Origin of the sequence: Alteromonas mediterranea DE (assembly GCF_000020585.3) — a bacterium.
Taxonomy (GTDB): domain Bacteria; phylum Pseudomonadota; class Gammaproteobacteria; order Enterobacterales; family Alteromonadaceae; genus Alteromonas; species Alteromonas mediterranea.
This window is the reverse complement of the sequence record NC_011138.3, coordinates 2,573,045-2,597,129: the sequence shown is the minus strand read 5'-3', so window position 1 is coordinate 2,597,129 and position 24,085 is coordinate 2,573,045. Positions and strand designations below refer to the sequence as shown.

The following is a 24,085-nucleotide window of genomic DNA, read 5'->3' as shown; positions in this document are numbered from 1 at the left end:
TTGACCAATGTTTGGTTTAGTTTATTTCCAATTATGGAAGTCACGATTACACGAAAAAATGCATTTTTTACAGGCTCGTGATCACCTATGGTATTAGCAGTGTGTTTGCTAAGGTGATAGGTTAGAAACGTCTAAGATGAAAGTGAAGGAAAAAAGTTTATGGCAGAAACACATTCTGCGTTTATCGGTCTTATGCAGCGCGCTCGCAATGTGAAACGGTGGCCGCTTATGGCACAATTCCAGGAAGAGATGTTATCGACCCACATATACGAAGCCTCCTTTGTGGCCCACATGCTTGGTGCGATAGCGTGCGATGTATTTAACGAAGACATCAACCCTGATAGGGTTGCGGCAATGGCTATCTTTCACGAGGGAAGTGAAATTGCAGGGATGAGTGATATACCTAGCCCGGTTAAATACCACGACCCGGAAACCACGGCTGCAATAAAAAAGCTAGAGCGTCGCTTTGAGCTAATGCTCATTAAGACTTTGCCCGAGGAATTACAGGCTAGATATATTCCGCTAATTGAGCAAAATAAAGATGACGATCACGTAACGCTAGCAAAAGCTGCCGATGTCTTATGCGCATATTTAAAGTGCGATTATGAACTGTCAAAATCAAATTCTGAGTTTTCTAACGCGATGAGAGAAATGGAAGTTCAGCTAAAGCGCTACCGCGAAAAGCTGCCCGCGGTAGACTATTTCTGTCAGGTCTTCTTAGAAGATGCAAAGGGTACGTTAGACGAGCAAACCAAGAGCCTAGAGTGGATAGAGCGCGCTAATACGCTTCACCTCACCTCAGATGACGCTTAGATGCCTAAAATGGAAAGGTCCGAGTATTTACCGGTTTAATTACTGCCTTTAGTCTCAAGCGGCTCAGCAAGCACTTCTTCTACAGTGAAGGCGTTTTTACCTAAGCTTGCCATATCATTTGCCATTTTAACGACGATGGTAAAATAAATATCGTTGATCTGTGTTTTTACCACGTCACTGGAATTAGGCACGGACATCGGCTGTGCCACTTCTTCACATCCGGACATGGTGCATTGTCTATCAATTTGAAAAGCTGCCGGCTTTTCATTATTAGCCACAATTTCTCGTGCCAATACAGGCTTTTTATCTACGTTAGTTTTTACTATAGATAAATAGCTGTACCCCTGCTTTTGCGCAATTTGTGCAGCGCGATGGAGGGCGTATTGCTGAACTTTATCTGCAGGAGTTTTGTCTGTGGCCTTAAAGAGAACTTTGTATTCGCTGCCCGAAAGTTTCTCACTAGAGTATCCATAACCGGCTTTTGTGTTTGCCGATTTATAAGGGGTAGGCGCAGCGACTGGCGTCGATGAGCAACCTACTATTACAAGACTAAATGCTATACCAATACCAGCAAGCATCTTGCGACTTTTCGACGTAGGTTTTCCGGTCATCTCACGTACTCCTTAGATTATTTAGGTCATTGAAACAATGACAATAGCGCGGTTCTGCCTAGCGCCATCATGGCCTGATTGCGTTTTGCTTTAGGCTTAGCATCAACTGCACCTTTGTAACCGCCAAATGCAGCAATACCCAATAGCGTCTCGGGTTTGCCCATTAATAGCTTACATTGCCTTTTTGCTTGCGTAACTGCAACATCTGCATGATGCTTTTGCGAAAAGTAAGCATGTTCCTTTTCTGCGATGTCACGCATATTAGCCTTTAAAAAAATGTTCATCGTGGTTACCTTACGCTATTTTTGACAAAAGATATGAATTAGTTTGTAGCAGGGAATAGCTAACCGAAAACTCGTCTCCACGTTTGTACAAGCCGGTGAAAGCTGATGTACCCAAACGCGTTTTGAGCAAGTCTAAATAGTCCAAATGCTGTTAACACATTAATAGCCAATAGCACTAACGGTACTATCACGTAATGCACACCCATACTGTGAAGAAAAGCGCCAATAGCGATGTTTAAGATAAGCCAGCAAACAGTTCCTACCGCAAAAGCAGCTAAGCAAGCGAATACCGTAACAAAAATACTCTTTTTTATGAGCATCAATTCACTGTTAGTCAGTTCTAAAAACGCGAACCCTTGTGCTTTTCTTTGAGAAAATGCTTCTTTAAGCGCAGATATGATGCTTGAGAAGGAAGGGTCGGGGTAGTTTTGCTCAGTAGTAGAATTTGCTGATTTATTAGCGCTTGAATGTCTATCGGCGTTAAGCGTCGCCTGAGCGCCAGGAGGCGTCAGGCGAAACGGATTTTCTTCACACAATGAAAATTGTGCTTTGTGAAAATCAGGCACTGTCATCGGTTATTTCTTGCGAAGTAGTGAAGTTACCAACATGCCTGCGGCGAATGCAATACCCGCAGTGGTTACCGGGTTTTCTATGGCGTATTTACGTACTTTTGACGCTTGCCATTTTTGTTCTGCAAGGCGCTTTCGTGCCGACATATTTTCCGCAGAAGACGATGCTGTTTTACGAATGTTTTCTTCGGCGATACCGGCACTGTCTGCTAACTTGTCTACCGAAGAGTGAAGAGATTCTTTCAGTTGATCCGTTACTGGGTGGCTCGGCTCAGTTACGCCGTTAGTCGTACTCGTTTTTACCGTTTGCGATTTTGCTGATGCTTGTGTAGCCATAATACTCTCCTTAATATTTTGGGTTCAATATTAAGGGTGCAACCTGTATACCATGTATGTAAGCTATTGTTTTATTAGTTTTTTATGTATATATAGGGTTTGGAAAAAAGGAGAGGGTTTGCAAGTCTCACACGTTCGTTTGCAAACCCTTGTAATATTTTCTTAGTCTTTGCGCCATTGGATTCGATTTAACCTACTACGGAGGCCAAATCGTCTTTAGATACGGGTTTTAAAAGCGCACTATCTATGCCAATAGATGACATGGCATCGGTGTCTGCTTCGTGGCCGCTTACAATCGTTAGTACGGCATCAGGGAGTTTCTGTTTCAGTTCTGCGGCAAGGTCGTAGCCATTATAGTCAGGCAGGGTTAAATCCATCAGGATATGATCAAAATTCTGACCTTCTGCTGTGTTTAACGCGTCAGCCCCACAATACTCTGTGGTGACGGCGTGGCCTAAATGAGTGAGAAAAAGCTGTAGCAATTCAGCTGCGTCTTCGTCGTCTTCAATGACAAGAATGCGCTTATGTTTTGGCGCAGCCTCGCCATTTTCTGGGTGAGTATCGTTTGGCTTATTGTCCGAGCTTTGCACTGTTGTTTCACCTATGTTCTCTAGATAGAGGTTACTTTTAGGCGTCTTGTTTTCTTCCGGTGCATAGGGCTTTTCCATTGGCATATCAGCGACTTGACTCTCTACATTAGTAAAGGTTACATAATTGCCTGGAGGCAAATATTGAGAAAGCAAATTTGCCAATGCAAAGCGGTCTATAGGTTTGCCTATAACATCGTTAAACCCTTCTCGAATTAGCGACTCCCGCAGGCCTTTACGGCTCGCGGCGGTGACAGCAATAACAGGAATATCTTGCCCGTGCCGGCGGATAGCGTGGAGGGCTTCAATACCGTTCATTACGGGCATATGAATATCCATAAGAACCAAATCGAAAGGTTGATTGTGTTCATCAGCTTCTAATACGGCTTCCAGCGCTTTTACGCCATTTTCAGCGTAGCTTATGTCAGCTTGTGACTGACTGACAAGGTGCCCCGTTAGTCTGCGTATCTCTCTAAGGTCATCTACAATTAGCACTCTACCTGTAACGCACAGGTCAATGCTGCTCGACTCCACCGGTTGAATTTGACCGAGCTGTAAGTCAACCAGTGGTTGTGAAGATAGCTCACCGGGATTTATATCAAAGGTAAACGTACTTCCTTCGCCAAGTCGAGAAGTAACCGCAATATCCCCGCCCAACTTAGAAACTAACTCATTACAGATTGCAAGCCCTAACCCTGCACCTCCGTGATTGGCACGCATAACATCTTCAATTTGTTCAAAGGGCTGGAAGATATTTTTCAATTTATCTGGCGCCATGCCAATACCTGTATCATCAACGGAAAACCTGAGTAGAGGAGGGGAGCCATCCTGAGGCGTGTATTCATCTAGTTCGATGGTTAACGTTATACTTCCTTTATCAGTGAACTTTACGGCATTCGATATTAAGTTCAGCAGTACCTGACGCAGGCGCGTTGGGTCGGTTTGGATAAACTCTGGAATTTTGGTTTTTGACACAACGTTAAGGCTAAGACCCTTATCTTTGGCATTAAGCCGCATCAACGAATGAATATCGGTTAAAAAGGCTGATAAATTAACGTCTTGAATATTAAGCTCAAGCTTTTCCGCCATAATACGGGACATATCAAGTAAATCATTTAGCAGGCTTAACAAGTGTTTTCCGTTTGAGTGGATAATCGATAGCTCCTGTTGAAAAGCGCTGTTGCGCGCGTCATCAATAAGGAGCTCTGTGTACCCTAAAATGGAGGTTAGCGGTGTTCGAAGTTCGTGGCCTAAGTGGGCAAGAAACTTGTCTTTCGCCTTGTTCTTCTGCTCGACTTTATTACGTTCAATGCGTTCGTTTTCAATATCGCGGCGCACCATCGCGTAGCGAATAGTACGCATAAAACGAGGCGTTTCTATTTCTGATTTTTGAAGATAGTCTGCAGCACCAGCACGCATAACCATTTCATCAACCGCTGAGTCAGACTGGCCAGTGAGGATCACCACGGGTAAGCTAATTTGATTAGATTTCAAAAGCCCTAGCACGTCGATGGCATTTTCAGCACCCAACAAATAATCTAGCAAGCACAAATCAAAATTGTTAGTTTTGAGTGCCTCTACGGCATCTAGACTATTAGTCACCCAGGTTAGTTCAAACGAAGGTGACTCACATTGTGCTAGATAATCAGAGGTTAAGAAGTAATCATCTTCATCATCCTCTACTAACAGAATTTTTATAACCTCTGTCATCTAGTACTCCAATTATTCGCTTGGTAACTCAACGAACTCAATCCAATAGCGTCCGAGGGCCCGCATTAATTCCACCAAACCTTCGAAGTTTACGGGTTTGGTAATGTAAGAAGCACACCCTAGGTCATACCCGCGAAGCATATCCTCTTCTTCTTTCGACGTTGTCAAAATAACAACAGGAATGCTGCGTAGCTTCGGGTCGTTCTTTAATTCTTGAAGGGCTTCGCGACCATCTTTTCTAGGCATGTTTAAATCGAGCAGAATTAAGCTTGGTCGTGGCGCAGAAGCTGGGTCTGTATATTTGCCCTCATGGCGCAAAAATTCTAAAAGCTCAACACCGTCTTCAACGCAAAACAAATTGTTTAATACTCGGCTTTCTGCAAGCGCATCGACAGTGAGTAGACGGTCATCCTCGTCATCATCTGCCATTAATATATTGATTGGTTGGGTTTGTTTACGCGTCATTGTGTGTATCTCCATTATTATTGTTTGAAAAAGGATCGCTATCTTTAGGCATAATCATCAAGAACGTTGCCCCTTCCCCGGGGGTGCTTTTCGCGGTTATGTGGCCATTGTGTCGTTCAACAATGCGTCGGCAAACGGCAAGTCCAATGCCGGTACCTTTGTACTCACTTCTACCATGCAGACGCTGAAAAGGAGCAAATATTTTTTCTGCAAAAGACTGTTCGAAACCAATACCGTTGTCAGATATCGCTATTTTTATCCATTCGTTTTCCTCATGCATCAATATATCTTTCAAATCTTCTTCCGTCGCATCAGTAACGGTTATATTGACGATGGGCACCACGCCTTCGCTTTGAAATTTAAGCGCATTAGAGATGAGGTTCAAAAAGAGCTGTTCGAGTTGGGACTTGTCCCCTCGAATTGTTGGCATTTCGCAAACGTTTATCTGCGCCGACTTTTCTTCAATGGCTATCTCTAAATCTCCAAGTACGCTTTTTATAACCCGATCTAGGTTAACTTCTTCAAACTCTCTACCTCGGGTTGATACTCGAGAAAAAGCCAGAAGATCAGAGATAAGCATAGACATACGCTCAGCCGCATTAAGCATGCGAGCAAGGTAATCTTTGCCCCTCTCGTCAATCACGTCGTTGTAGCCGGATTCTAACCTATTGCCGAACGCCCTGATTTTTCGCAGCGGCTCCTGAAGATCGTGAGAGGCGACAAAAGCGAAGTCTTCAAGCTCTCTATTACTTCTGGCAAGTTCGTCAGAGTAAACGCTGAGTTCCTGAGTACGCTCTACAATCCGCGACTCCAAATCTTCATTTACAGACTCAAGGTCAGCTTGATACTTTTCATGCTCACGGGAGTTAATTTTTAATAATAAAAATACGGTGATTATGAGAAGAAGCGTTGTCGCTGATGAAATAATCAGCGTATTTACAGAATCACGTCTTAAACTCATCAAGTTGGCAAGGTGTGTTCCCTGCATATCTCTTTCTGAGTTGTGAATATCATTAAATACGGTTTCAAAACGCCGATAAAGGGCAATGCCTTTATCACTATTTAATGATTCTATGGCTTGTTGTTCATTGCCTTCTTTTATGAGTTCAACAACTCGAATCACCTCATTGACTTTCGCTTTAGTAAGGTCGAGTAGCTCTTCAATCCTAACGGATTGGTCATCGATATCGGAAGAAAAAGAGCTGACTTCGACTTCGCTCATCAGTTCGCCAATAACACTTAATGATTCGCTGTAGTCCGTCAGGTATTTTTCATCGTCTGTTAACATATAGCCACGTTGTCCAGACTCTACGCGCAAAACCGCTACGTGTAGCCTGTTTATGGCATTAATAACACGGTTTGTAGTAAACAATCTGGCTTCAAGCGCAGAGAGGTCATTTAGTGTGCTTACCACATAAAATGAATTTGCCGTTATCACAACGATAACAAGCACAACGATAACAATCCAACTGTATATCGAAGACAATACTTTAGAAATCATCTATTTATTCCGAAACATTTTCGCCCAGTTCTGAAGTCATTTCAGTCAGGGTGTGGCTGCAGTCTTTTGCGCTGCTTATTATTTTATCCAATGCCGTTAACGCCTTTTCAGGCGGAACGTCTCCGTTTAATGCCATTTTTACTAGCTCAGCTTGCATCGAAATCCTGTTCAGCGGCTTACGCGCGTCGTGAACAAAAACACTAAGTTGAGAAAACTCGTCGCTAGTCATACTGAATACCTCATTGTTTTTATTCGTCTTTGCTTAAGTCACCATATGCGTGAAGGCGGTTATAGAGGGTCTTAGTACTGATCCCCAGCATTTCAGCAGCCGTTGTTTTATTGCCGTTGACCTTTTCTAGCGTGGCGTAAATAAGCTCTTTCTCAACGTCTTCAATGGTGCGTCCTGCCTGAAGTGCCGGTGTCGTACTTTGCTTTTGAGCGAAAGGCGATTCAATGGTTTTTGGTAACTCTATTTCACTTTTTTCGGGGTCACTCATGATAGCTGCACGATGCACAAAGTGTCTTAATTCACGAACATTGCCCGGCCAATCGTAGGCTTGAAGTGTATCAAGTTGAGCGTCTTCCCACCTAAAGTTAGAGCCATTATCCTTATTAAATTCAGCGATGAACGTTTTAGCTAACAAAGGAATATCTTCTTTGCGCTCTCTTAGTGGGGGGATAGTGATAGGAAAAACGGCAAGCCTAAAATATATATCCTCGCGCAGCACTTTACTTTGCGCAATCTCTTCCATTGTCCGGTTTGTTGCAGATACAACGCGACAATTAACGGGGATAGTTTTAGTGCCGCCAACGCGAAGCACGACCTTGTTTTCTAAAACGCGAAGCAGGTTTGGCTGCATATCTATGGGCATTTCAGTAATTTCATCCAGAAAGAGTGTTCCCCCCTCGGCTTGTTCGAATACCCCTTCTTTTCGACCCACAGCGCCAGTGAATGCGCCCTTTTCATGACCGAACAGTTCACTACCAATGAGTTCTTTAGAAAAGGCACCACAGTTTGTGGCAATGTAGGGGCCTTCACTTTCTGAAGCGCGATGAATGGCGGCGGCGACCACCTCTTTACCCACGCCACTTTCACCGAGCAGCATGACATTTGCGCTTGTTTTACTTACACGAGAAATTAACTTATAAAGCTCTTTCATTATCGGTGACTCACCGATAAGCAAATCGAAATGTTTTTCTATCTTCTCTTCTTTAGGCGCTTTTTGTTTGTTTTTCTGACTTAAAACCGCCTCAATTTCTTCTCGTTGTATAGGTTTAACGAGATAGTCAACCGTAGGCCCACACAGCCCTTTAATAACGCTTTTGACAGAAGGGTGGCCGGTTATAAGGGTAACTCTTGGTCTTTTAGGAAGCGCGTCTAGTTCATTAAATAAATGCGCGCCACTACCATCTGGTAGCATAAAATCGAGTAATACGTGGTCGAAGGTTTCTTTTTCTAACCAGTCTCGGGCTTCTTTTAATGTTCCTGCGGTAAGCACTTCATGACCCAAGAATTCAATAATGGTACAGGCAACTTCTGTGAACTCAGCGTCGTCATCAACTAAAAGTACGGTTAGCACGTGGATGTCCCTCTCTTTAGATTCCTATTCGGAAAAATTCGGAATAAAAACAATGTTATAGTTTTATCATAATTTAACAGTCTTTGGGTATCAAAGCGCAAGTTTCGACTATTTTGATATCCAAAAAGTGTGTTAATTGGTTTTTCAAAACGAAATAGCTAACGCACTTATCAATGACAAGGTTTTTATAACCATTTCACGACTTTATTTGTCATTAGCGTTCGTAAATATTTCCCCTTGTTATTACAAATTTACTCTGTAACAACTCTGTCGTTTTTACAAAAATTGCAAAAACTATTCCTACACGCGCAAAAAGGGCCGTTAATCGTCCAATGGCATATTTTTCGCACAACAAGGGGCTATTAACTTCTTTTTACATACAGCCCACCTTATATAGGCCAATTGGGTTCGGCTGCCGTTTTATAGATAAGGATTGTGCTTAACCGCTTGGCGGACGATTCGAGTTGTTAAATCAAAGGAATTGAATATGTTAGGAAAAACAGCTGAAAGATCAATGACCTTGTATGAGCTGCTTGGGAAAATGCAACCCCATGCGAGGCGGGACGAGTTTCTTTTTGCTGACTTCTGGACCGTAATGGAAAAGCGCGGGTTTGGGCCAATGCTAGCTTTGCCGTCGTTTATCGCCTGTACACCCATTGGCGCCATTCCAGGCATCCCATCTTTAGCGGGTGCGACGATATTACTCATCGCTTTGCAAATATTACTCGGTCGTCGTCACCCTTGGCTACCGGAAAGGGTAATGGAGTTAACATGTGATGCCGACCAACTTAGATACATCGTTGAAAAGGTCAAACCGCTCGCAGTGCGCGTGGACAGGTTTTTAGTTCCGCGTTGGTTTTTCATGCGCCAGCCAGTTGTTCGCTCATTCATTGCGTTGAATTGCGTAGCATGCGGTCTTGTGATGATTCCTTTAGAGCTCATTCCTTTTATGGGGCTAATCCCTGCTTCTGCTGTGTTTATTATGGCAATAGGAATGGCCACCGATGACGGGGCAGTGGCACTTGTCGGTGTTTCAATTTCGTTATTTGGCTTTGTCTTGGGGTTTGAACGACTCGCTGCCCTAATCGTCTAAACCATTTGAACGCGTAAGTTCTCTAATTTTTGCATTCGTCCATAATAAAGTCCGAAGAGGGCAGATGCATCGTTTGATACCTGAGCTCTCCGATGAACGCGCGAGCTGCGGGGCCTAAGGTATCACCATCTTCAAACGACAAATACAGTAATGCTTTTCTTAGCGCGGCATTATTGTCTAAAGGGAGTGGTTGCAAAGTACCGCTTTCTAGCTCTTCTTTAATAATAGCAATTGGTAACCATGCAAATCCTAATCCTTGGGCAATGATATCCAGTGATGTTCTTACATGGCTTACTGTCCAGCGCTGTTCGGCGCCTAGCCACCCAATATCTGCCTTTCGCTCGGCGGAGGAGTCGCGCACTACTATTTGCCTATGTGCCTTTAAATCTTCAAGGGTGAGTGTTCGGTTTAACTGATGTAGCGGGTGGTCTACATGAGCAACAGCGGCAAACTCAATTTCACAAAGGTCTTCGCTGAACCCATTGGGCAACACGAAAGGGGATATTCCTAAATCTACTTTTCCACTACTTAACAGTGAATTAGCGCCACTTAATACGGTTTCTTCTATCTCAATGCGCAACTGGGGAAATTCAGAAGAGACTTTAGCGAGAACGTTGTATAACAGCTCAGAGGGAAAGATTATGTCCACCGCTATACGTAGTGTTGTTTCTGTTCCGGCCTGTAGGCTATCAGCCACCGCTTCCAACTTATGGGCTTCACTAAGCAGAAAAGAGGCACGGCGGTACATAAGTTCACCCTGTGGAGAAAGCTTTACTTTGCGGCCTATATTTTCAAATAAAGTAACCCCAATCGCGTTTTCTAGCTTTTGTACTGCGTGGTGAACGCTTGATTGACTTTTATGTACTTCTGCAGCGGCTTGATTAAAGCCGCCTGCATCTACAACGGCTTTAAACATACGCCACTGTTCTAGTGTGGATTTAAGCATAAAACGCCTTTTGACTTCGTTTAGCGTCTCTTATAGCACATACGGCTTTACTTAGTCATTTGTGCTGGCTTGATTAATTGTAGGTACAGAACACGTGATAACCGACACATTCTCATAACCCATCTTTAATAGCTGTTCTGCTGCGAGCGTAGCACGCACGCCAGACGCACAGTGAATATAAAGAGGCGTGGAAGCATCGCTAAAGTGTTCCAATGCCTTCATTTCTAAAACGCCACGCGGGATATGAAGGGCGCAAGGGACGGGCTCTTTGCTGACCTCTGCTGCTTCCCTAACATCAATAAGCGTACCCCCATTATTTTTTTGCTCACTGACGGCTTGTTCTGCCGTTATTGTTCTTATGTCCAGGTCGATATTTTCTAGCCGTTTCTTGATATCAATTAGCATTATATTTCCTTTAAAAATCGCTTTCGCTGAAACTGAGGTATAAATAAGATAAAATCAATATTCATAGGGTAGCACTACAAAATTTCATAAAATACGGGAATTCATCGCATAAAATGGCAAGTCGGCAAATTGCCTTATACTTTAGTATAGTAAATGGATAAATTGACGTTGAAATACTTTACAGATAGAGAGTGCTTATGTCCGAGGATATGGTGATAGGTTCAGATGATATAATGGAACATGCGGTGGAGGCTGAGATCTTCCTTAAGCAATTTGCGAACAAAACGCGCCTTATGGTGCTTTGCTCGCTATTAAAGGAGGAGAAATCGGTAACCGAGCTGCTTGAGGTCGTTAGCGTATCACAACCTGTAATTTCACAACATCTTGCCCTACTGCGAGAATCAAAAATGGTGGCCACGAGAAGGGAAGGTCAAACCATTTATTATCGATTAGCTGACGAACGTGTTAAACGTTTAATTGCGTTAATGTACGAATTTTTCTGCGAGTAGTGTTTTTCTTCCTTTCTAAAGTGCAATGTCCGCCTTAGCAAACGGACATTGCATTATCTATCAGCATGAAATTTTCTCGTTAGTCCTTAACGCGTTTCACTATTTATTTGTGCGCATAATGTAGGAATATAAGATTCTTCAGTAATTTTATCACTGTCTACTTCTGGTCGATTAATTAGCTCGTCATGGCTTAGCTTAACGCTGACGCAGTGTGCAGCCCAGTCGATTTTATCTACATCGGTCGGTAGAAGAGCAAGGTGTTTTCCGCCTGGAAGCCAATTATTGGTATCTACAACCAGCAGTACAATTTCCCAGCTTCGCGTATCAATAATAAAGTTACTGATGTGGCCGACATTATCAGTGGTTGTAGCCACCTCGTATCCGCCCACCTCTGCAACAGCACGCAGGTGATTCGTGGATTTTTTAGGGTGGACCGTGTCTGATTCCTCAGCGTGCTGTAATTCAACTAACTCATCGGGATGAGCAAACTCCCCCCAAGCTCCTGGTCCTATCCAATAATAGCCATACCCGAAGTATTTGAAGAGATTCTCCTCATATTCACGAGATACAGGTTTATGCTCATCAATAGACGGACTGTTTTTAAGAGTATCAACCGTCATGTTTATTTGAATGGACTCCTCCTCGGCTTCTAAACCTGTCACAGAGATAGGAGATATCACAACCTTGCGGCTAAGTGGAAGCCAGGTGTTTGTATCTGCAACCAAATAGCGTACGGTAAAGGTCTCGTCATCAAAAAGGATATCGCGGATGCCGCCCACTTTGTCATCCACGGCGTGAATGGAAAAGTGAGTAAGCTGTTTTGAACTAATGATCATCGTTGCGCCTCCTTTGCTTGGGCTCGTTATTCAAAGCGATATTAACAAGTAAATTGGCATCGCTTTGTATTAGTCTAAGTGTAGACAGTCCTTAACGTTTCTTCATTTTGTTCTTGCCAAAAGTTGATTGAGATCATTTCGAGTCGTAAAACAAAAAAGCTCGCCGGAGCGAGCTTTTTTAAGAGGGTCAAATGATTATGCTACATCGAATTCATCGTCGGAAAAGTCGTCGTCATAATCCGATTGATTACTCGCGCTGCTGTGAAGCGTATAAAAGTGCTTCTTGCCTCTTGCTAACCGGACATACTTCGCCCACGCCTTTTCTAGGTTGTTACTTGCTTCAACCTTGCCGCTAATGAAGTCAACAAAATGCGCTTCATCGTCGTTTTGTGGTGTAAGTTCACCCGTTTCTAATTGCAGTAACGTTTTACCGTATTGAGTAAGAAGATCTGCTTCTGCAATGCTAAAGTCACCTGATTTGCGAAATCCATAGGGAAATTTTTGACGGTCAATATAAGGTTTTGCTGATGGTCGAATAGCTAAACGTTTCATGATGTACCCNNCGTAATGTTTTGTTCAGCGCACTTTTATGACAATTAAAAACGAAGATAAAACAAAAGATTTTTCTCTTATCAATAAAAAATTTTTAACGGTTTAAAAAGTAACAAAAAAATAAAAATGTAGCTTGCTTTTTGAGCAGTTGCTCGGCAAAGAGAAAGGGGCGCTGTTATTGCTTTAACTACTTGTAAAATAGCAATAAAAATTATTTTTATAGGGTTTTATAACTTCCGCGCTTACGGTGCACCATAGTACAGCTAACAGGCATAAACATAGTTTTAAGCCAATCAAAGCGTGAATCATCAAAAATTATTATCGCTACGATGATTAAAATTCGTTTTTCATTTTATGGCTTAGGATAATAATTAGGGCGTGTTAACTACCTAGAGAATGCAATGAGCAAAGACTATCGTTACCAGCGTGAAGAATGGGACTCGGTAGAAGACGAAGGTTTTCACGCTAAAAAGCCAAATGCTAAACGTCATAGCGATGTGAAGGCAAAGCAAAAGCGTGACCTGCAACGTCGTGATAAACAGCGTCGCCTGCACCAAGAAGAGTATTAATTCGTCGAGTTGGTGAAATTTTAATAAAGCGTACCGTTACGAACGGTACGCTTCTGTGCTTTTGTGTTTACTTGCCGTATTATCTGTGTCAACTTAGTTTTACTTTGATTTGGTTGTACAACAAGCATGGATATACGCTTTCTCACCACGTTTATAGAAGTGGCAAAAACCCGTCACTTTGGTAAAGCCGCAGAGAATCTTTACCTCACTCAGTCTGCCGTAAGCGCTCGCATAAAGTTACTTGAAGAGTACTTTCATACCACGTTGTTCATAAGGCAAAGAAATAGTATCCAGCTTACTCAATCGGGCGAAAAATTATTGCCCTACGCTCGACAGCTTTGCGCGACGCTAAACGAGGCAAAACAAGAGCTACAAATTCAGTCATCTGAATATGTTGTGTGCGGCGCCACACAACTAGCGAGCGAGTTATTATTACCCCAAATGTTAAGTCACTTGCACAGTACATTTCCCGATTGGTCAGTGAAAGCCGAAGTACTTACGCTCGATAGCTTGTCCAGACAACTTCATGAGCGTGTAACCGATCTTTCTTTTTCCACCGAACCGCTTAAGTCAGAAGAAGTAAACAGTGAGGTTTTACTAGAACAAGAGTTAGCGCTTTATCGCATTGGAGAGACATCCGATACCATTGATGCGGCAGACTTTGTGGCTATTGATTGGGGAACCAAAGCAAGAGATTGGTTACTGACAGCTTACCCTCAACTGCGCGACGCCAAGTTGAGAACAAATTCACTTAATCTTGCACTAAACAATTTGCAAAGCGAGGGGGGCGTAGCTGTTTTGCCAATCCACGTTGAAAAGCAGTTACCGCAACATATAAAGGTGACGAAAATAAAGGCAGTAGAAAACGTATCGCTAAAAGTATACGTACATAGCATGAAGCAAGTGAGACGCGTAGGTTTAGCTGAAATTATTGACAGCGTATCTACCGCGTACTAACTGCGACCAGTAAACGAAATTTGCATGATGTGCCTATCGCGCCTGCAAAAGACAGAATTTAAGTGAGAACCTTATGTCACAATTACACCCATTATTAGAAAAAAATGCCTTTCAACGCCTAGAAGCGAGCTTAGCTACAATAAAAGCCGAAGAAAAATTATTCATTTTAAAAGATGAGCATGGCTGCGTGATGCTGACAACCGATGAAGAAGACGGCGTACCTGTATGGCCTGACGCTGAGCTAGCACTACTGTGGGCCACTGAAGATTGGGCTCACTGCGAGGCTATGGAGTTAACCACACAGGAATTTTTAACGAAATGGGTACCAGGAATGACGCAAGATGAGCTAATGGTTATAGTATGTCCGGTACCTGCAGAAGAAGGTGAGGTGATTACACCTGAAGAGTTCGCAGAGTATTTATAGCGTGTGATCTTAGAGGCTTTTGCTTCGGTAAACATTAAGCAGGGAGTGTAAGGCTGCTTTATTATGGAAATTTGAACACCGGTTTAAATACGCCAGCGACGCTTAATAAGTACTCCCTATCTCTATAGTATCAAGGAGGCGTTATGTTTACCGAGCAACCCACAATGAATAGCTTGTTTAGTCAACTTGGCTTAGGTAGTTCAGATGAAGAAATTGCCGAGTTTTTCGAGACACATCGCGGTCTAAACAAGAGCCAACATCTTCACGAAGCCCCTTACTGGAATGAGAGCCAAGCTGCTTTCTTAAAAGACGCCATTGTTGAAGATGCCGCTTGGGCCGAAGTCATTGATCAACTTAACATAGAGCTTCACGAGTAGCGGTGGCCCTGTAAACCGGTTTTCGATCTCTTTACTTCGCTTTATTTTAATCAAAGGTAATATCAATTTTGTTGCACCCAACTATTGACGACTTGTGGTTTGTTCCCTTAGGGGGCACTGGCGAAATAGGGATGAATCTCAACTTGTACGGCCACAATGGCCGTTGGTTAATGGTGGACTGCGGTGTATCGTTTGACGAGCCTCTCGTTCCAGCCTATAAAAAGGGCAGCAATATTGGTTCCACTGAATCTGAAGGCGCAACACATCGTGTGGTTGCGCCAGACCCTTCCTTTATTGCAAATCAAAAAGACGCGTTAGCGGGGATTGTTATCACTCATGCTCACGAAGATCACGTGGGCGCTATTCCTTACTTGTGGGAAAGGTTTAAAACGCCGATTTATACAACGTCATTTACCGCTGAGGTACTAAGGCGCAAGCTGGCAAGAAGTAAATTGGCAAACCGGGTGCCGATAATAGAAGTAGATGCAGGTGATACCCTTCAAATTGGGCCTTTTAGCGTTAACTGGCTTGCCATTACTCATTCGTTGCCTGAACCATTTGCCCTTAAAATTGCGACGCCGGTAGGTACTGTCCTTCATACCGCAGATTGGAAAATTGATGCTAACCCCATCACAGGCTTGCCGTTTGATGTAAATCTGTATAAGCAATTAGGTAGAGAAAATATTCTCGCCATGGTGGGAGATTCTACTAATGCCCCCAAACCTGGCTTTTCTATTTCCGAAAGAAATTGCTACGACGGATTGCTGAGCACAATTGCTCCTATAAAAGGTAGGGTGGTGGTAGGTTGTTTCGGCAGTAATATTGCGAGGCTTATTTCAATAGCCAAAGTGGCAAAAAAGACTAAGCGGTACATGGCGCTGTATGGCCGTTCGCTTATGAACATGTACGGTATTGCGAAGCAACAGGGTATTTGGCCCGATGACTTGCCAATTACCGATCCTCAGCATTTAGGCTACTTACCTCCTCACGAAGTACTTGCAGTGGCTACAGGTAGTCAAGGGGAGAAAAATACCGCGCTGGCACGACTAGCAAAAGACTGCCATCCGCATTTACAGCTGGAAAAAGGAGATACCGTATTATTTTCCTCAATAGTCATACCGGGCAATGAAGAAAGTGTAGAGCGGTTAAGCAAAGCGTTGGCGGCAAAAGGAGTGGCAGTTATCCATAGCGAGGATAGCACATTGCCAATTCACGCAAGCGGTCACCCTTGTGAAGAAGAGCTCAAACTTATGTATCACTGGGTCAAGCCTGAGATTGCTATTCCGGTCCATGGTGAGCATTCACACCTTAAGGCTCACGCAGATATTGCGAAAGCGAGTGGTGTTTCAAAACATTATGTAGGGCAAAACGGCGACTTGTACCGGTTAGCGCCGCAGCCAAGTATTAGAAGACAGGTTATCCCGGTGGGCCGGATCCCCGTTCAACAAGATTAACCACATCGAAGTTAAAAGATAGCGCAAGGCGTAGAGCTGCAGATCTTTAGTACATAGCACCACCCGTAAATTGCAAAAATAGCCCATTATTATCAATACGATAGTCGCTAATAACTTCTGTGTTAAACCTTAGTTATGAAACTGCCCAAGTTTCAAACATTCTGTTACACTTAGACTTATAATAACAATTTCAAACGTGCGACCCATTCCCAATGAGACGTTTTGCTTACTTATTTTTGCTGATGGCAATCACCGCGACGCAAGCGGTGGCGGCGCCTCGGCTGTCTAACCCTGTATTCCAATCACTGTCGACAAAGAACGGACTTCCCCAGGATATCGTCAACGATATTGTCATCAATAGCGACGGATTTGTTTGGATAGCGACAGACGGTGGGTTGGTTCGTTGGGATGGCATTAGAACGAAGCGTGTTGCTGGGCCGGACAACCTACTTTTCGACGCTTCAATCTACCGTTTAGCACTACAGGGTGAAGAGGCGCTTTGGTTTAGTGTTTACGGCCGAGGTGTGTATTACCTCGATTTAGAATCACAAGAAGTCGTACAAATCGAACCTACTGACTTTCGCGATTTAGAAGGTTTTGTGCAGCACGGTGAAACCTTCCATTGGCAGAGCGATACGCAGTTAATTATTGCGCTGAGCGAAGAAGTACAGCGGTTCAATACACAGACAGACACCCTTGAAACCTTAGCTAAATTACCCGAAACGTTGCTCGACAATAAGCAAGCCATTCGGGCAGCGATAACGGTTGAAGATATCTTAGTGGTAGCAACCACTGACGGCGTCTACACCAAAAATGTTAACGACATCGGGCAGCCGCTTAAAGAGTTAGACTATCTTGGCGATATTCCCGCCAACTTGGATAACTTAAATGCCAAGTTTTTGTTGGAAGACGATAGCGGTAGAGTGTGGATTTCCACTGTTTTGGGTGTCTTTGTAGCGAATAAACAGGATTTCCTTCAGCAGGTACGTGGCGAAAAAGAACATGTATTTACGCAAGTAGTCGCAGATAGAAACGTTTGGACGCTAGTACAGCATAAAGATGATGCTTTTTGGATGGGCACTAACAAGGGGCTTTATCAATTAACCTGGTCAGCAAATGATGGCTGGCAATACGAACATATTCTTGAGCCTAATAACGGCTTAACAGAAATATCAAACAAAAAGATTGCGGCAATTGCCAAAGACGAATCTGATAACTTGTGGCTAAGTTCGGTCTACGCAGGCGCGTTGTATTTCGGCACTAAAAGCGCAAATATCTTTGCGATACAAAACGAGCGCTCTGTCGGTAACGACGTTCTTACTAGCCATGTTATATGGACGTTCGCAGAGACAGAGCCAAATAAACTTTGGCTAGGCACAGAAAACGGGCTAAATCATTACGACTTTTTGGCCAAAAGCGCTGAAAAATACCTGTATTCAAACAGTGAATATGCGATAGCAGGCGATGGCGCAGTCGATGGTATTATACCTGGCCCGGACGGAACAATATTTCTTGAGACCTATGATGGTATACGTATTTTTAACCCAAATAGCGGTGAAGCAAAACGGCCAGAGATAGCAAACGGTGGTGATAGCAGCGTTTTCGATGCTTATGGTCCGGGCGCGACGCTCTCTAGCAACGGCCAACTGTATTTTATTGGCAATGAAGGTTATTGGAAATATGACATCGCCGAAAAATCAATTTCGTCGTTACAGCTCGACCCTCGTGTTTTCGATATTAATTTCTCCTACGGGTTTTTAGGCGAGTCTGAGTATCACCAAAAAAGGTTGTTTTTCGCAACAGAGGGTGGGTTGTGGTTAATTAATCCAGAGACGAGCCAGCACGAAATCGTATACCGTTTCTCTGAGGTTCATCGAGGAAGGGACCGCTCTATTGGTTCTTGGGTAATCGACGATTTAGGTGTGTTGTGGCTTGCTTATAGCGGCGTGGGGTTAATTGGCGTAGACGCTGATACCTTTGAACCCCTTTACAACTTAAATGACAGCAACATATTACTTTCAAACATTGTTTATGGGCTGCAAAAAGATGAGTCTGGCAATATTTGGTTCAGCTCGCATAAGGGGCTACATAAATACGACCCATCAACAGGCCAAATTAAAAACTTTATTTATGGCCGCGAACTTAGCGTGTCCGAGTTTAATCAAGGTGCTTCAATTAAGTTGAAAGACGGGCGACTCGCCTACGGCTCTACAAGCGGGGCTGTGGTTTTTTCTCCGTCACAATTAGAAAGTTTAGAGCCTGAAGGGAGTTTACTTGGTAAGCAAACCGCGATTACTGAAGTGGCGGTAGACAATCGAGTATTGAATCAACCCTTAAGGAACTTAAATGGGCACCACTTCGACTTAAACTACGAAGATTATGGTTTAACTATCCACTTTTCTTCGTTGACTATGTCGGGCGTCGGGAAAGTTAAATACTATTACAAGTTATTAAATGGCGACAAAGTGGCGACCGAAGGGGTTACGGAAGACGCGAAAATTACGTTTACCAACATATCGCCCGGCGATTACGTCTTCTCTGTGGTACCCACCCCGGGCAGCTTCGATTTTAACGTGTTACCGGCCGAGATAACTCTTTCTATGCCCTATGCGCCGCTGCGCTCACCGTTGGCTTACACTATTTATGCAACGCTTGTTATTGGCTTATTCGTCGCTTATTTACTCTCCAGACAGCGTCAGTTGTTCAAATTACAAAAGGCGAAACAACAGGTTACGCTATTTAGCGATGCCTTCAGACAAACCCGCGATTGGGTATTAATTTTCGATAAAGAAAAGCGCTTAGTCGCAGCTAACCCTGCTTTCGAACAAGTATTTGGTTTTAACAATAAAGAGCCCTTACCCAAGCAACTCGCTAAGTTGTATATGCGCTATCCGAACTTAAATCGCCAGCTGTCTGGAAAACTTCCTGAGATGCAAGGCGGTGACTTTTGGAAAGACGAGGCGGTTATCGATGGCGCTGACGGTAAACGTTACGATGTACTAATTGATATCACAGCAGTAAGCGGCGAAAGCAATGCAGCCGACCATTACCTAATTGTTATCTCAGATATCACTGAACAAAAAAATGCTGAACGTAAATTACTGAAAATAGCCACCTACGACAGCTTAACCGGGTTGGTTAACCGTACTTTGTTACTCGATAGGCTAGAGCATGCTATTGGGCTTGCTCGTCACAATAAGCATCGCGTAGCCGTGATGTTTGTAGACCTAGACAGGTTTAAAGGCATTAACGACTCGCTAGGTCATGACTACGGCGATAAGCTATTGCGCATCGTTGCCAATCGAATGAGAAATTTGGTGGCCGAGTCGGGTACGGTTGCGCGGTTAGGTGGAGATGAATTTGTCATTGTTATTGAAGAAGTGCTAAATGACGACGATTTAAGCTCTTTTGTAGGGCAAATAATTGAATCGGTTGAAACACCCATCTCGTTAGCAGAAGAAGTACTTCGTGTTTCTTGTAGCATTGGCGTGGCATTTTATCCAGAGGATGCCTCTGAACCTGCTGAATTGATAAAGCAGGCCGACGTTGCCATGTATAGCGCGAAAAAAGATGCCCTTAGCGGCTTTACTTACTTTACCCGTGATATGAACGAACGGGCGAAAACGCGTCTGTTGCTAGAGAATAAGGTAAAACGTGCCTACTCAGATGATTGCTTCTTTAATCACTACCAGCCAATCATTGATGCCCGTACCAACACGACAATAGGCGTAGAGCTACTATTACGTGGAAAGCTAAACGATGAACCGCTCTACCCAGATCAGTTTATTCCTGTTCTCGAAGAGCTTAAGTACATTATAGAAGTGACGCGGCAAGCGATGCGCAGAGCAGCCGAAGACTTATCACAGTGGTACGAGCAAGGGTTTAACGGATACGTCTCCATTAACCTATCTGCATTACACTTTAAAACCGAGTTTGATCTTGGTGGTGTGCTGAGCGTGCTTGAAGAGTTTAAGCTTCCTAAATCGGCCTTCCGATTTGAAATTACGGAAGGAGTACTTATGGACGACAGTGATAATGCGTTAAGGCAGATAAAGCGCTTTGTTAAGGAAGGGTTTATCCTTGCGTTAGATGACTTTGGAACGGGCTATTCATCGTTAAGCTATTTGCAGCGCTATCCGCTATCCGTACTCAAAATAGACAAAAGTTTTGTTAACGAAATGGCGGCGGGAAATGCTAATGAAGCCTTAGTAACCACAACAATCACGCTAGCTAGTAATCTAAATATGAGTTGCGTAGCGGAAGGCGTAGAGACACAAGAGCAGGTAAAAGAGTTAATCGATAAAGCCTGTTTTTTCCACCAAGGTTATTTTTATGCCAAACCCTGCACGGCGAGTGAGGTGGCTCCGCTGCTGTTTAAATCTTGGTCATAAAGGCATTTATGGGCAGGGATTTTAAGCTAATAAGCCCATAAAAATGCAAAAGCCCAATCTATAAGAAAACTAAATTAAGGGGCTCAAGCCCCGTCATTCGTCGCATAGAATGTAAACGCTTGTTTAAAAAGCTTGTTTTTCAATAAAAAATAAGGCTTATTAGAAGTCTGTGAAATCATTGTAAAAATGAGCTACATTATAACAACATATGAGTGACCTATGCCGCTAGACATGACAGCAAACGCAAATACCACGGAAGTAATAACATCGCCATTAAGTATGTTGTACCACTGGGAACAGAACCGTGGGAACGATGTATTCCTTACCCAGCCTATTAAAGGTGAATATCACGATTACACGTGGAAGCAAGTCGCCGAACAAGCCAGAAAGGTAGCGGCCCGCCTGCGTGAATTCAATTTTCCACAAGGTAGCCGAATTGGAATTTTTTCAAAAAACTGCGCCGAATGGTTTATTACCGACCTAGGCATAATGATGGCAGGTCATGTCTCGGTGCCTATTTTCTCTACGGCGGGGCCAGACACTGTTCAATACGTATTAAAGCACGCTGATGTACAGTTACTTTTTGTGGGCAAGCTAGATAATACCGCGGAGCAGGTAGCGTCTATTCCAACTGAATACCTAACGGTGGCGTTTCCTTACCCCAACATTGCTACCAAGCAACAATGGGCTGAGTTTATGGATATTGCGCCTATTAAAGATTCGCCTGTACCAGATATGGACGACATCATGACCATTATCTATACATCAGGTAGTACAGGTCAGCCAAAAGGCGTAGTACACAGCTACAATACTGCTTGTTGGGCTGCTCGCCGCTCGTTGGACCAGCTCGGCATTAATGAAAACGACCGTACAATGAGTTACTTGCCTCTGGCGCATATCACGGAACGAGTGCTTGTAGAGCTTTCCAGCTATTACAGCGGTGGAAAGATTCACTTTGTCGAAGACCTGGCTACATTTCAGCGAGATGTGGGGCATTGTCAGCCAACACTATTTATTTCTGTTCCCCGTTTATGGACGAAGTTCCAAATGGGCGTGCTAGCGAAAATGCCGCAAAAGAAACTCGATACCTTGTTGAAAATTCCAATTCTCAACAAAATTGTAGCGAAAAAAATTCGCAATGGTTTAGGCATAAACAACGCGCGTTTGTGGGCCAGTGGTTCTGCACCGTTAGCGCCTGCCGTAATCGAGTGGTTTGCTAAAATAGGTATTAATATTTCTGAAGGGTGGGGCATGACCGAAAACAGTGCTTATGGCACAGGTAGTGTTCCGTTCCGCCACGATAAAATAGGTTGCATTGGGAAGCCTTATGATGGCGTAGATATCCGAACGTCTGAAGAGGGTGAGATACAGGTTAAGTCGCCATGTAATATGCTGGAATATTACTTAGAGCCGGAAAAAACCGCTGAAGTGTTTACCGAAGATGGGTACTTGCGTACTGGCGATAAAGGGGTGATCGACGCTGATGGTTACGTAAAAATCACAGGCCGCTTAAAAGACATCTTCAAAACGGCTAAAGGCAAGTACGTGACGCCAGCGCCAATTGAAGCGAAGTTTATGGAAAACCCTATCGTAGAGCAGGTATGTGTAACAGGTACAAACCTTCCTCAACCTGTGGCTCTGCTAGTGCTTAGCGAAGAGGCGCACAAGAAAGATAAGGCAAGCATTGAATCGAGCCTTAAGAAAACCTTTGATGCCATAAATGCTAAGTTGGAAAGCCATCAAGTGATGGATCGTGTTGTGGTCATGAAAAAAGAGTGGAGTATTGAAAACGACTTACTTACACCCACGTTGAAAGTGAAACGACACGTTTTAGAAGAGCGTTTCGAAGGTATTATTCAAGGCGATTACTCCGAAAAACTTGTGTGGGTAAACGCGTAGAGACCCGCGCTATTTAGCTAAGTTCATAGTAAAAAGCTCTGCAACTTGCAGAGCTTTTTTACATATAAGGGACTGTGTTTTGAAATCATACCCCTTTAAGCTGGTGGCGTTCGGTGCTTTCGCCGCTTGTAGGCGGGTGATAGTAGGCAGGGGCGCTTTCTAACACCCCGTGATTTCGTGAAAAGCCTACCTTATGAAGGGTAGCGATTGCGCAGACCTTCATAAACTAAGTCGCTAAATTCGGGCTTAGTTAAATCAAGGGCATCCATTACTTCAACTAAGTGCTCGTTATCTTCGCGGCCTTCCCATACTTTAACGTAGGTACCTTCTTTATAGCCGTTGTCTTGGCGGAAGAAGTTCAGTACGTTTTTACCCACATATTGTCGGTAGAGCTCGTCTGCGCTCATTTCACATTGGTTCACAATAAACATAAACAACGGCACGCTAAAGCGTTTTGCTGCACATAAGCCAGTCATCAACTCTAGGTTGTCCAGCAGTGACTGGTTTGCTGCGTCGTAATCTTTTCCGTCAAACGTTACTAATGTATCGCCACTTGCTAGCTCAGCAGCAATGCTTTTAGCTGACGCTTCAATGTCACCGTTATATTCAATGATGCAGGCGCTTAGGGCAAAGTGCCATATATCAACTAATTCCATTTGCAGTTGCGGTAAGTCTTTTTGTTGCGCCTTCCACCATTTCCAACCGTGGTGCTCAATAGCTTCAACCGACTCAACCATGGCGGCACGCAAGTATCCATAGCCCGCATTCAGCCAATCGGGGTTTACTTTGGCGTTCATTTTGTCTTGAAGAGAAAGCATAGTGGCGAGTTGTTGGGCGGTTAACATTATTGCTCCTGACCGTGAAGTGGCACGCGAAATTGCAGTGATTCTTGTAAAGGGCAAATTGTACTTGAATGACGCTTACTGAGAAACTGATAAATTTTAGTCGGTAATGGCTTAGCATTTTCTTTACGGACTGCTTGCTCTTGGTGCACCTGCACCACGGTGCAACTGTGACCTATTGGTCATGTTTTTTTTGCTTCTTCTAAGTTATTGAATTATATAAGGTAAAAAACTGGCACTCTATCTGCAAAACAATCATTGTTAACAGTGCTGCGCAGTAGCGCTAACGTGAATGAGTGCCAGGCAACGCTTATTCACGTTGTTACTGAGTAGACCGTAAACCTTACCCATACAGATTTTTCGTGTCCTGAGGTC

24 protein-coding genes are annotated in these 24,085 nt (G+C 43.7%); 10 read left to right on the top strand and 14 right to left on the bottom strand.

The genetic code is table 11. From position 1 onward, the window contains the following. Nucleotides 1–159 precede the first annotated feature (159 nt). A complete protein-coding gene (yfbR, locus tag MADE_RS11550; protein WP_012518773.1) occupies nucleotides 160–813 on the top strand; it encodes a 5'-deoxynucleotidase in 654 nt (217 codons plus the stop codon). 35 nt (nucleotides 814–848) lie between these two features. Here yfbR and MADE_RS11545 read toward each other — a convergent pair whose 3' ends face one another. From MADE_RS11545 to MADE_RS11505, 9 genes are all read right to left on the bottom strand, one after another. After that, complete coding sequence (locus MADE_RS11545; RefSeq protein WP_012518772.1) at nucleotides 849–1,424, bottom strand: CC0125/CC1285 family lipoprotein; 576 nt, start codon at nucleotides 1,422–1,424, stop codon at nucleotides 849–851. A gap of 26 nt (nucleotides 1,425–1,450) precedes the next feature. Then, nucleotides 1,451–1,708, bottom strand: coding sequence for a hypothetical protein (locus MADE_RS11540; protein ID WP_012518771.1), 258 nt, complete (start codon nucleotides 1,706–1,708; stop codon nucleotides 1,451–1,453). Nucleotides 1,709–1,767: 59 nt separating this feature from the next. Then, nucleotides 1,768–2,280, bottom strand: coding sequence for a hypothetical protein (locus MADE_RS11535; protein ID WP_012518770.1), 513 nt, complete (start codon nucleotides 2,278–2,280; stop codon nucleotides 1,768–1,770). Nucleotides 2,281–2,283: 3 nt separating this feature from the next. Beyond that, the gene (locus tag MADE_RS11530; protein ID WP_012518769.1) at nucleotides 2,284–2,613 is read right to left on the bottom strand and encodes a hypothetical protein; all 330 of its coding nucleotides are present in this window, start codon (nucleotides 2,611–2,613) and stop codon (nucleotides 2,284–2,286) included. Nucleotides 2,614–2,801: 188 nt separating this feature from the next. After that, nucleotides 2,802–4,910 (bottom strand): response regulator, encoded by a 2,109-nt coding sequence (locus tag MADE_RS11525; RefSeq protein ID WP_012518768.1) that lies wholly within the window; start codon nucleotides 4,908–4,910, stop codon nucleotides 2,802–2,804. Nucleotides 4,911–4,922: 12 nt separating this feature from the next. Then, nucleotides 4,923–5,375 carry a response regulator gene (locus MADE_RS11520; RefSeq protein WP_012518767.1) on the bottom strand — a complete coding sequence of 151 codons (453 nt, stop codon included), beginning with the start codon at nucleotides 5,373–5,375 and terminating at the stop codon, nucleotides 4,923–4,925. Then, nucleotides 5,365–6,876 carry a sensor histidine kinase gene (locus MADE_RS11515; protein ID WP_012518766.1) on the bottom strand — a complete coding sequence of 504 codons (1,512 nt, stop codon included), beginning with the start codon at nucleotides 6,874–6,876 and terminating at the stop codon, nucleotides 5,365–5,367. The genes MADE_RS11520 and MADE_RS11515 overlap by 11 nt, the downstream gene beginning before the upstream one ends. A gap of 4 nt (nucleotides 6,877–6,880) precedes the next feature. Beyond that, the gene (locus MADE_RS11510) at nucleotides 6,881–7,105 is read right to left on the bottom strand and encodes a hypothetical protein (RefSeq protein WP_012518765.1); all 225 of its coding nucleotides are present in this window, start codon (nucleotides 7,103–7,105) and stop codon (nucleotides 6,881–6,883) included. A 19-nt stretch (nucleotides 7,106–7,124) separates the two neighbouring features. Next, nucleotides 7,125–8,456 carry a sigma-54-dependent transcriptional regulator gene (locus MADE_RS11505; RefSeq protein WP_012518764.1) on the bottom strand — a complete coding sequence of 444 codons (1,332 nt, stop codon included), beginning with the start codon at nucleotides 8,454–8,456 and terminating at the stop codon, nucleotides 7,125–7,127. Nucleotides 8,457–8,943: 487 nt separating this feature from the next. Here MADE_RS11505 and MADE_RS11500 point away from each other — a divergent pair, with 487 nt between their 5' ends. After that, nucleotides 8,944–9,549: an exopolysaccharide biosynthesis protein gene (locus tag MADE_RS11500; protein WP_012518763.1), complete on the top strand. Its 606-nt coding sequence runs from the start codon at nucleotides 8,944–8,946 to the stop codon at nucleotides 9,547–9,549. A 22-nt stretch (nucleotides 9,550–9,571) separates the two neighbouring features. On the opposite strand, the gene MADE_RS11495 is transcribed toward MADE_RS11500, so the two are convergent. Continuing rightward, nucleotides 9,572–10,495: a LysR family transcriptional regulator gene (locus tag MADE_RS11495; protein WP_012518762.1), complete on the bottom strand. Its 924-nt coding sequence runs from the start codon at nucleotides 10,493–10,495 to the stop codon at nucleotides 9,572–9,574. A gap of 51 nt (nucleotides 10,496–10,546) precedes the next feature. Further along, the gene (locus MADE_RS11490) at nucleotides 10,547–10,900 is read right to left on the bottom strand and encodes a rhodanese-like domain-containing protein (protein WP_012518761.1); all 354 of its coding nucleotides are present in this window, start codon (nucleotides 10,898–10,900) and stop codon (nucleotides 10,547–10,549) included. Nucleotides 10,901–11,097: 197 nt separating this feature from the next. Here MADE_RS11490 and MADE_RS11485 point away from each other — a divergent pair, with 197 nt between their 5' ends. Further along, on the top strand, nucleotides 11,098–11,409 hold the full coding sequence (locus tag MADE_RS11485; protein WP_015067442.1) for an ArsR/SmtB family transcription factor: 312 nt from the start codon (nucleotides 11,098–11,100) through the stop codon (nucleotides 11,407–11,409). Between the two features lie 86 nt (nucleotides 11,410–11,495). On the opposite strand, the gene MADE_RS11480 is transcribed toward MADE_RS11485, so the two are convergent. Then, nucleotides 11,496–12,245 carry a PRC-barrel domain-containing protein gene (locus tag MADE_RS11480; protein WP_012518759.1) on the bottom strand — a complete coding sequence of 250 codons (750 nt, stop codon included), beginning with the start codon at nucleotides 12,243–12,245 and terminating at the stop codon, nucleotides 11,496–11,498. A 195-nt stretch (nucleotides 12,246–12,440) separates the two neighbouring features. Further along, entirely contained in the window at nucleotides 12,441–12,797 is a 357-nt protein-coding gene (locus MADE_RS11475) for a MaoP family protein (RefSeq protein ID WP_015067441.1), read from the bottom strand. Nucleotides 12,798–13,198: 401 nt separating this feature from the next. On the opposite strand from MADE_RS11475, the gene MADE_RS20690 reads away from it, so the two are divergent. The 7 genes from MADE_RS20690 to MADE_RS11445 all read left to right on the top strand — a co-directional run bounded on the left by MADE_RS20690 (nucleotide 13,199) and on the right by MADE_RS11445 (nucleotide 22,868). After that, nucleotides 13,199–13,366 (top strand): hypothetical protein, encoded by a 168-nt coding sequence (locus MADE_RS20690; protein ID WP_015067440.1) that lies wholly within the window; start codon nucleotides 13,199–13,201, stop codon nucleotides 13,364–13,366. A 126-nt stretch (nucleotides 13,367–13,492) separates the two neighbouring features. Next, the gene (locus tag MADE_RS11470) at nucleotides 13,493–14,323 is read left to right on the top strand and encodes a LysR family transcriptional regulator (protein ID WP_020746123.1); all 831 of its coding nucleotides are present in this window, start codon (nucleotides 13,493–13,495) and stop codon (nucleotides 14,321–14,323) included. 73 nt (nucleotides 14,324–14,396) lie between these two features. Continuing rightward, nucleotides 14,397–14,747 carry a DUF2750 domain-containing protein gene (locus tag MADE_RS11465; RefSeq protein ID WP_012519160.1) on the top strand — a complete coding sequence of 117 codons (351 nt, stop codon included), beginning with the start codon at nucleotides 14,397–14,399 and terminating at the stop codon, nucleotides 14,745–14,747. A 143-nt stretch (nucleotides 14,748–14,890) separates the two neighbouring features. Continuing rightward, a complete protein-coding gene (locus MADE_RS11460) occupies nucleotides 14,891–15,124 on the top strand; it encodes a DUF2789 domain-containing protein (protein ID WP_012519159.1) in 234 nt (77 codons plus the stop codon). A gap of 68 nt (nucleotides 15,125–15,192) precedes the next feature. After that, nucleotides 15,193–16,578, top strand: coding sequence for a ribonuclease J (locus MADE_RS11455; protein WP_012519158.1), 1,386 nt, complete (start codon nucleotides 15,193–15,195; stop codon nucleotides 16,576–16,578). A gap of 212 nt (nucleotides 16,579–16,790) precedes the next feature. Next, the gene (locus MADE_RS11450) at nucleotides 16,791–20,969 is read left to right on the top strand and encodes an EAL domain-containing protein (protein ID WP_012519157.1); all 4,179 of its coding nucleotides are present in this window, start codon (nucleotides 16,791–16,793) and stop codon (nucleotides 20,967–20,969) included. 219 nt (nucleotides 20,970–21,188) lie between these two features. Continuing rightward, nucleotides 21,189–22,868: an AMP-binding protein gene (locus MADE_RS11445; protein ID WP_012519156.1), complete on the top strand. Its 1,680-nt coding sequence runs from the start codon at nucleotides 21,189–21,191 to the stop codon at nucleotides 22,866–22,868. Nucleotides 22,869–23,059: 191 nt separating this feature from the next. Here MADE_RS11445 and MADE_RS11440 read toward each other — a convergent pair whose 3' ends face one another. After that, nucleotides 23,060–23,713, bottom strand: coding sequence for a dUTP diphosphatase (locus MADE_RS11440; RefSeq protein WP_012519155.1), 654 nt, complete (start codon nucleotides 23,711–23,713; stop codon nucleotides 23,060–23,062). Between the last annotated feature and the right edge of the window lie 372 nt (nucleotides 23,714–24,085).

Bases quoted from the DNA above. Each gene is read 5' to 3' on its own strand.
- MADE_RS11460 (WP_012519159.1), top strand. From the start codon at position 14,891: ATGTTTACCGAGCAACCCACAATGAATAGCTTGTTTAGTCAACTTGGC.
- MADE_RS11485 (WP_015067442.1), top strand. From the start codon at position 11,098: ATGTCCGAGGATATGGTGATAGGTTCAGATGATATAATGGAACATGCG.
- MADE_RS11465 (WP_012519160.1), top strand. From the start codon at position 14,397: ATGTCACAATTACACCCATTATTAGAAAAAAATGCCTTTCAACGCCTA.
- MADE_RS11495 (WP_012518762.1), bottom strand. From the start codon at position 10,495: ATGCTTAAATCCACACTAGAACAGTGGCGTATGTTTAAAGCCGTTGTA.
- MADE_RS11510 (WP_012518765.1), bottom strand. From the start codon at position 7,105: ATGACTAGCGACGAGTTTTCTCAACTTAGTGTTTTTGTTCACGACGCG.
- MADE_RS11450 (WP_012519157.1), top strand. From the start codon at position 16,791: ATGAGACGTTTTGCTTACTTATTTTTGCTGATGGCAATCACCGCGACG.
- MADE_RS11545 (WP_012518772.1), bottom strand. From the start codon at position 1,424: ATGACCGGAAAACCTACGTCGAAAAGTCGCAAGATGCTTGCTGGTATT.
- MADE_RS11475 (WP_015067441.1), bottom strand. From the start codon at position 12,797: ATGAAACGTTTAGCTATTCGACCATCAGCAAAACCTTATATTGACCGT.
- MADE_RS11500 (WP_012518763.1), top strand. From the start codon at position 8,944: ATGTTAGGAAAAACAGCTGAAAGATCAATGACCTTGTATGAGCTGCTT.
- MADE_RS20690 (WP_015067440.1), top strand. From the start codon at position 13,199: ATGAGCAAAGACTATCGTTACCAGCGTGAAGAATGGGACTCGGTAGAA.
- MADE_RS11440 (WP_012519155.1), bottom strand. From the start codon at position 23,713: ATGTTAACCGCCCAACAACTCGCCACTATGCTTTCTCTTCAAGACAAA.
- MADE_RS11525 (WP_012518768.1), bottom strand. From the start codon at position 4,910: ATGACAGAGGTTATAAAAATTCTGTTAGTAGAGGATGATGAAGATGAT.
- yfbR (WP_012518773.1), top strand. From the start codon at position 160: ATGGCAGAAACACATTCTGCGTTTATCGGTCTTATGCAGCGCGCTCGC.
- MADE_RS11480 (WP_012518759.1), bottom strand. From the start codon at position 12,245: ATGATCATTAGTTCAAAACAGCTTACTCACTTTTCCATTCACGCCGTG.
- MADE_RS11445 (WP_012519156.1), top strand. From the start codon at position 21,189: ATGCCGCTAGACATGACAGCAAACGCAAATACCACGGAAGTAATAACA.
- MADE_RS11520 (WP_012518767.1), bottom strand. From the start codon at position 5,375: ATGACGCGTAAACAAACCCAACCAATCAATATATTAATGGCAGATGAT.
- MADE_RS11540 (WP_012518771.1), bottom strand. From the start codon at position 1,708: ATGAACATTTTTTTAAAGGCTAATATGCGTGACATCGCAGAAAAGGAA.
- MADE_RS11530 (WP_012518769.1), bottom strand. From the start codon at position 2,613: ATGGCTACACAAGCATCAGCAAAATCGCAAACGGTAAAAACGAGTACG.
- MADE_RS11470 (WP_020746123.1), top strand. From the start codon at position 13,493: ATGGATATACGCTTTCTCACCACGTTTATAGAAGTGGCAAAAACCCGT.
- MADE_RS11515 (WP_012518766.1), bottom strand. From the start codon at position 6,876: ATGATTTCTAAAGTATTGTCTTCGATATACAGTTGGATTGTTATCGTT.
- MADE_RS11535 (WP_012518770.1), bottom strand. From the start codon at position 2,280: ATGACAGTGCCTGATTTTCACAAAGCACAATTTTCATTGTGTGAAGAA.
- MADE_RS11490 (WP_012518761.1), bottom strand. From the start codon at position 10,900: ATGCTAATTGATATCAAGAAACGGCTAGAAAATATCGACCTGGACATA.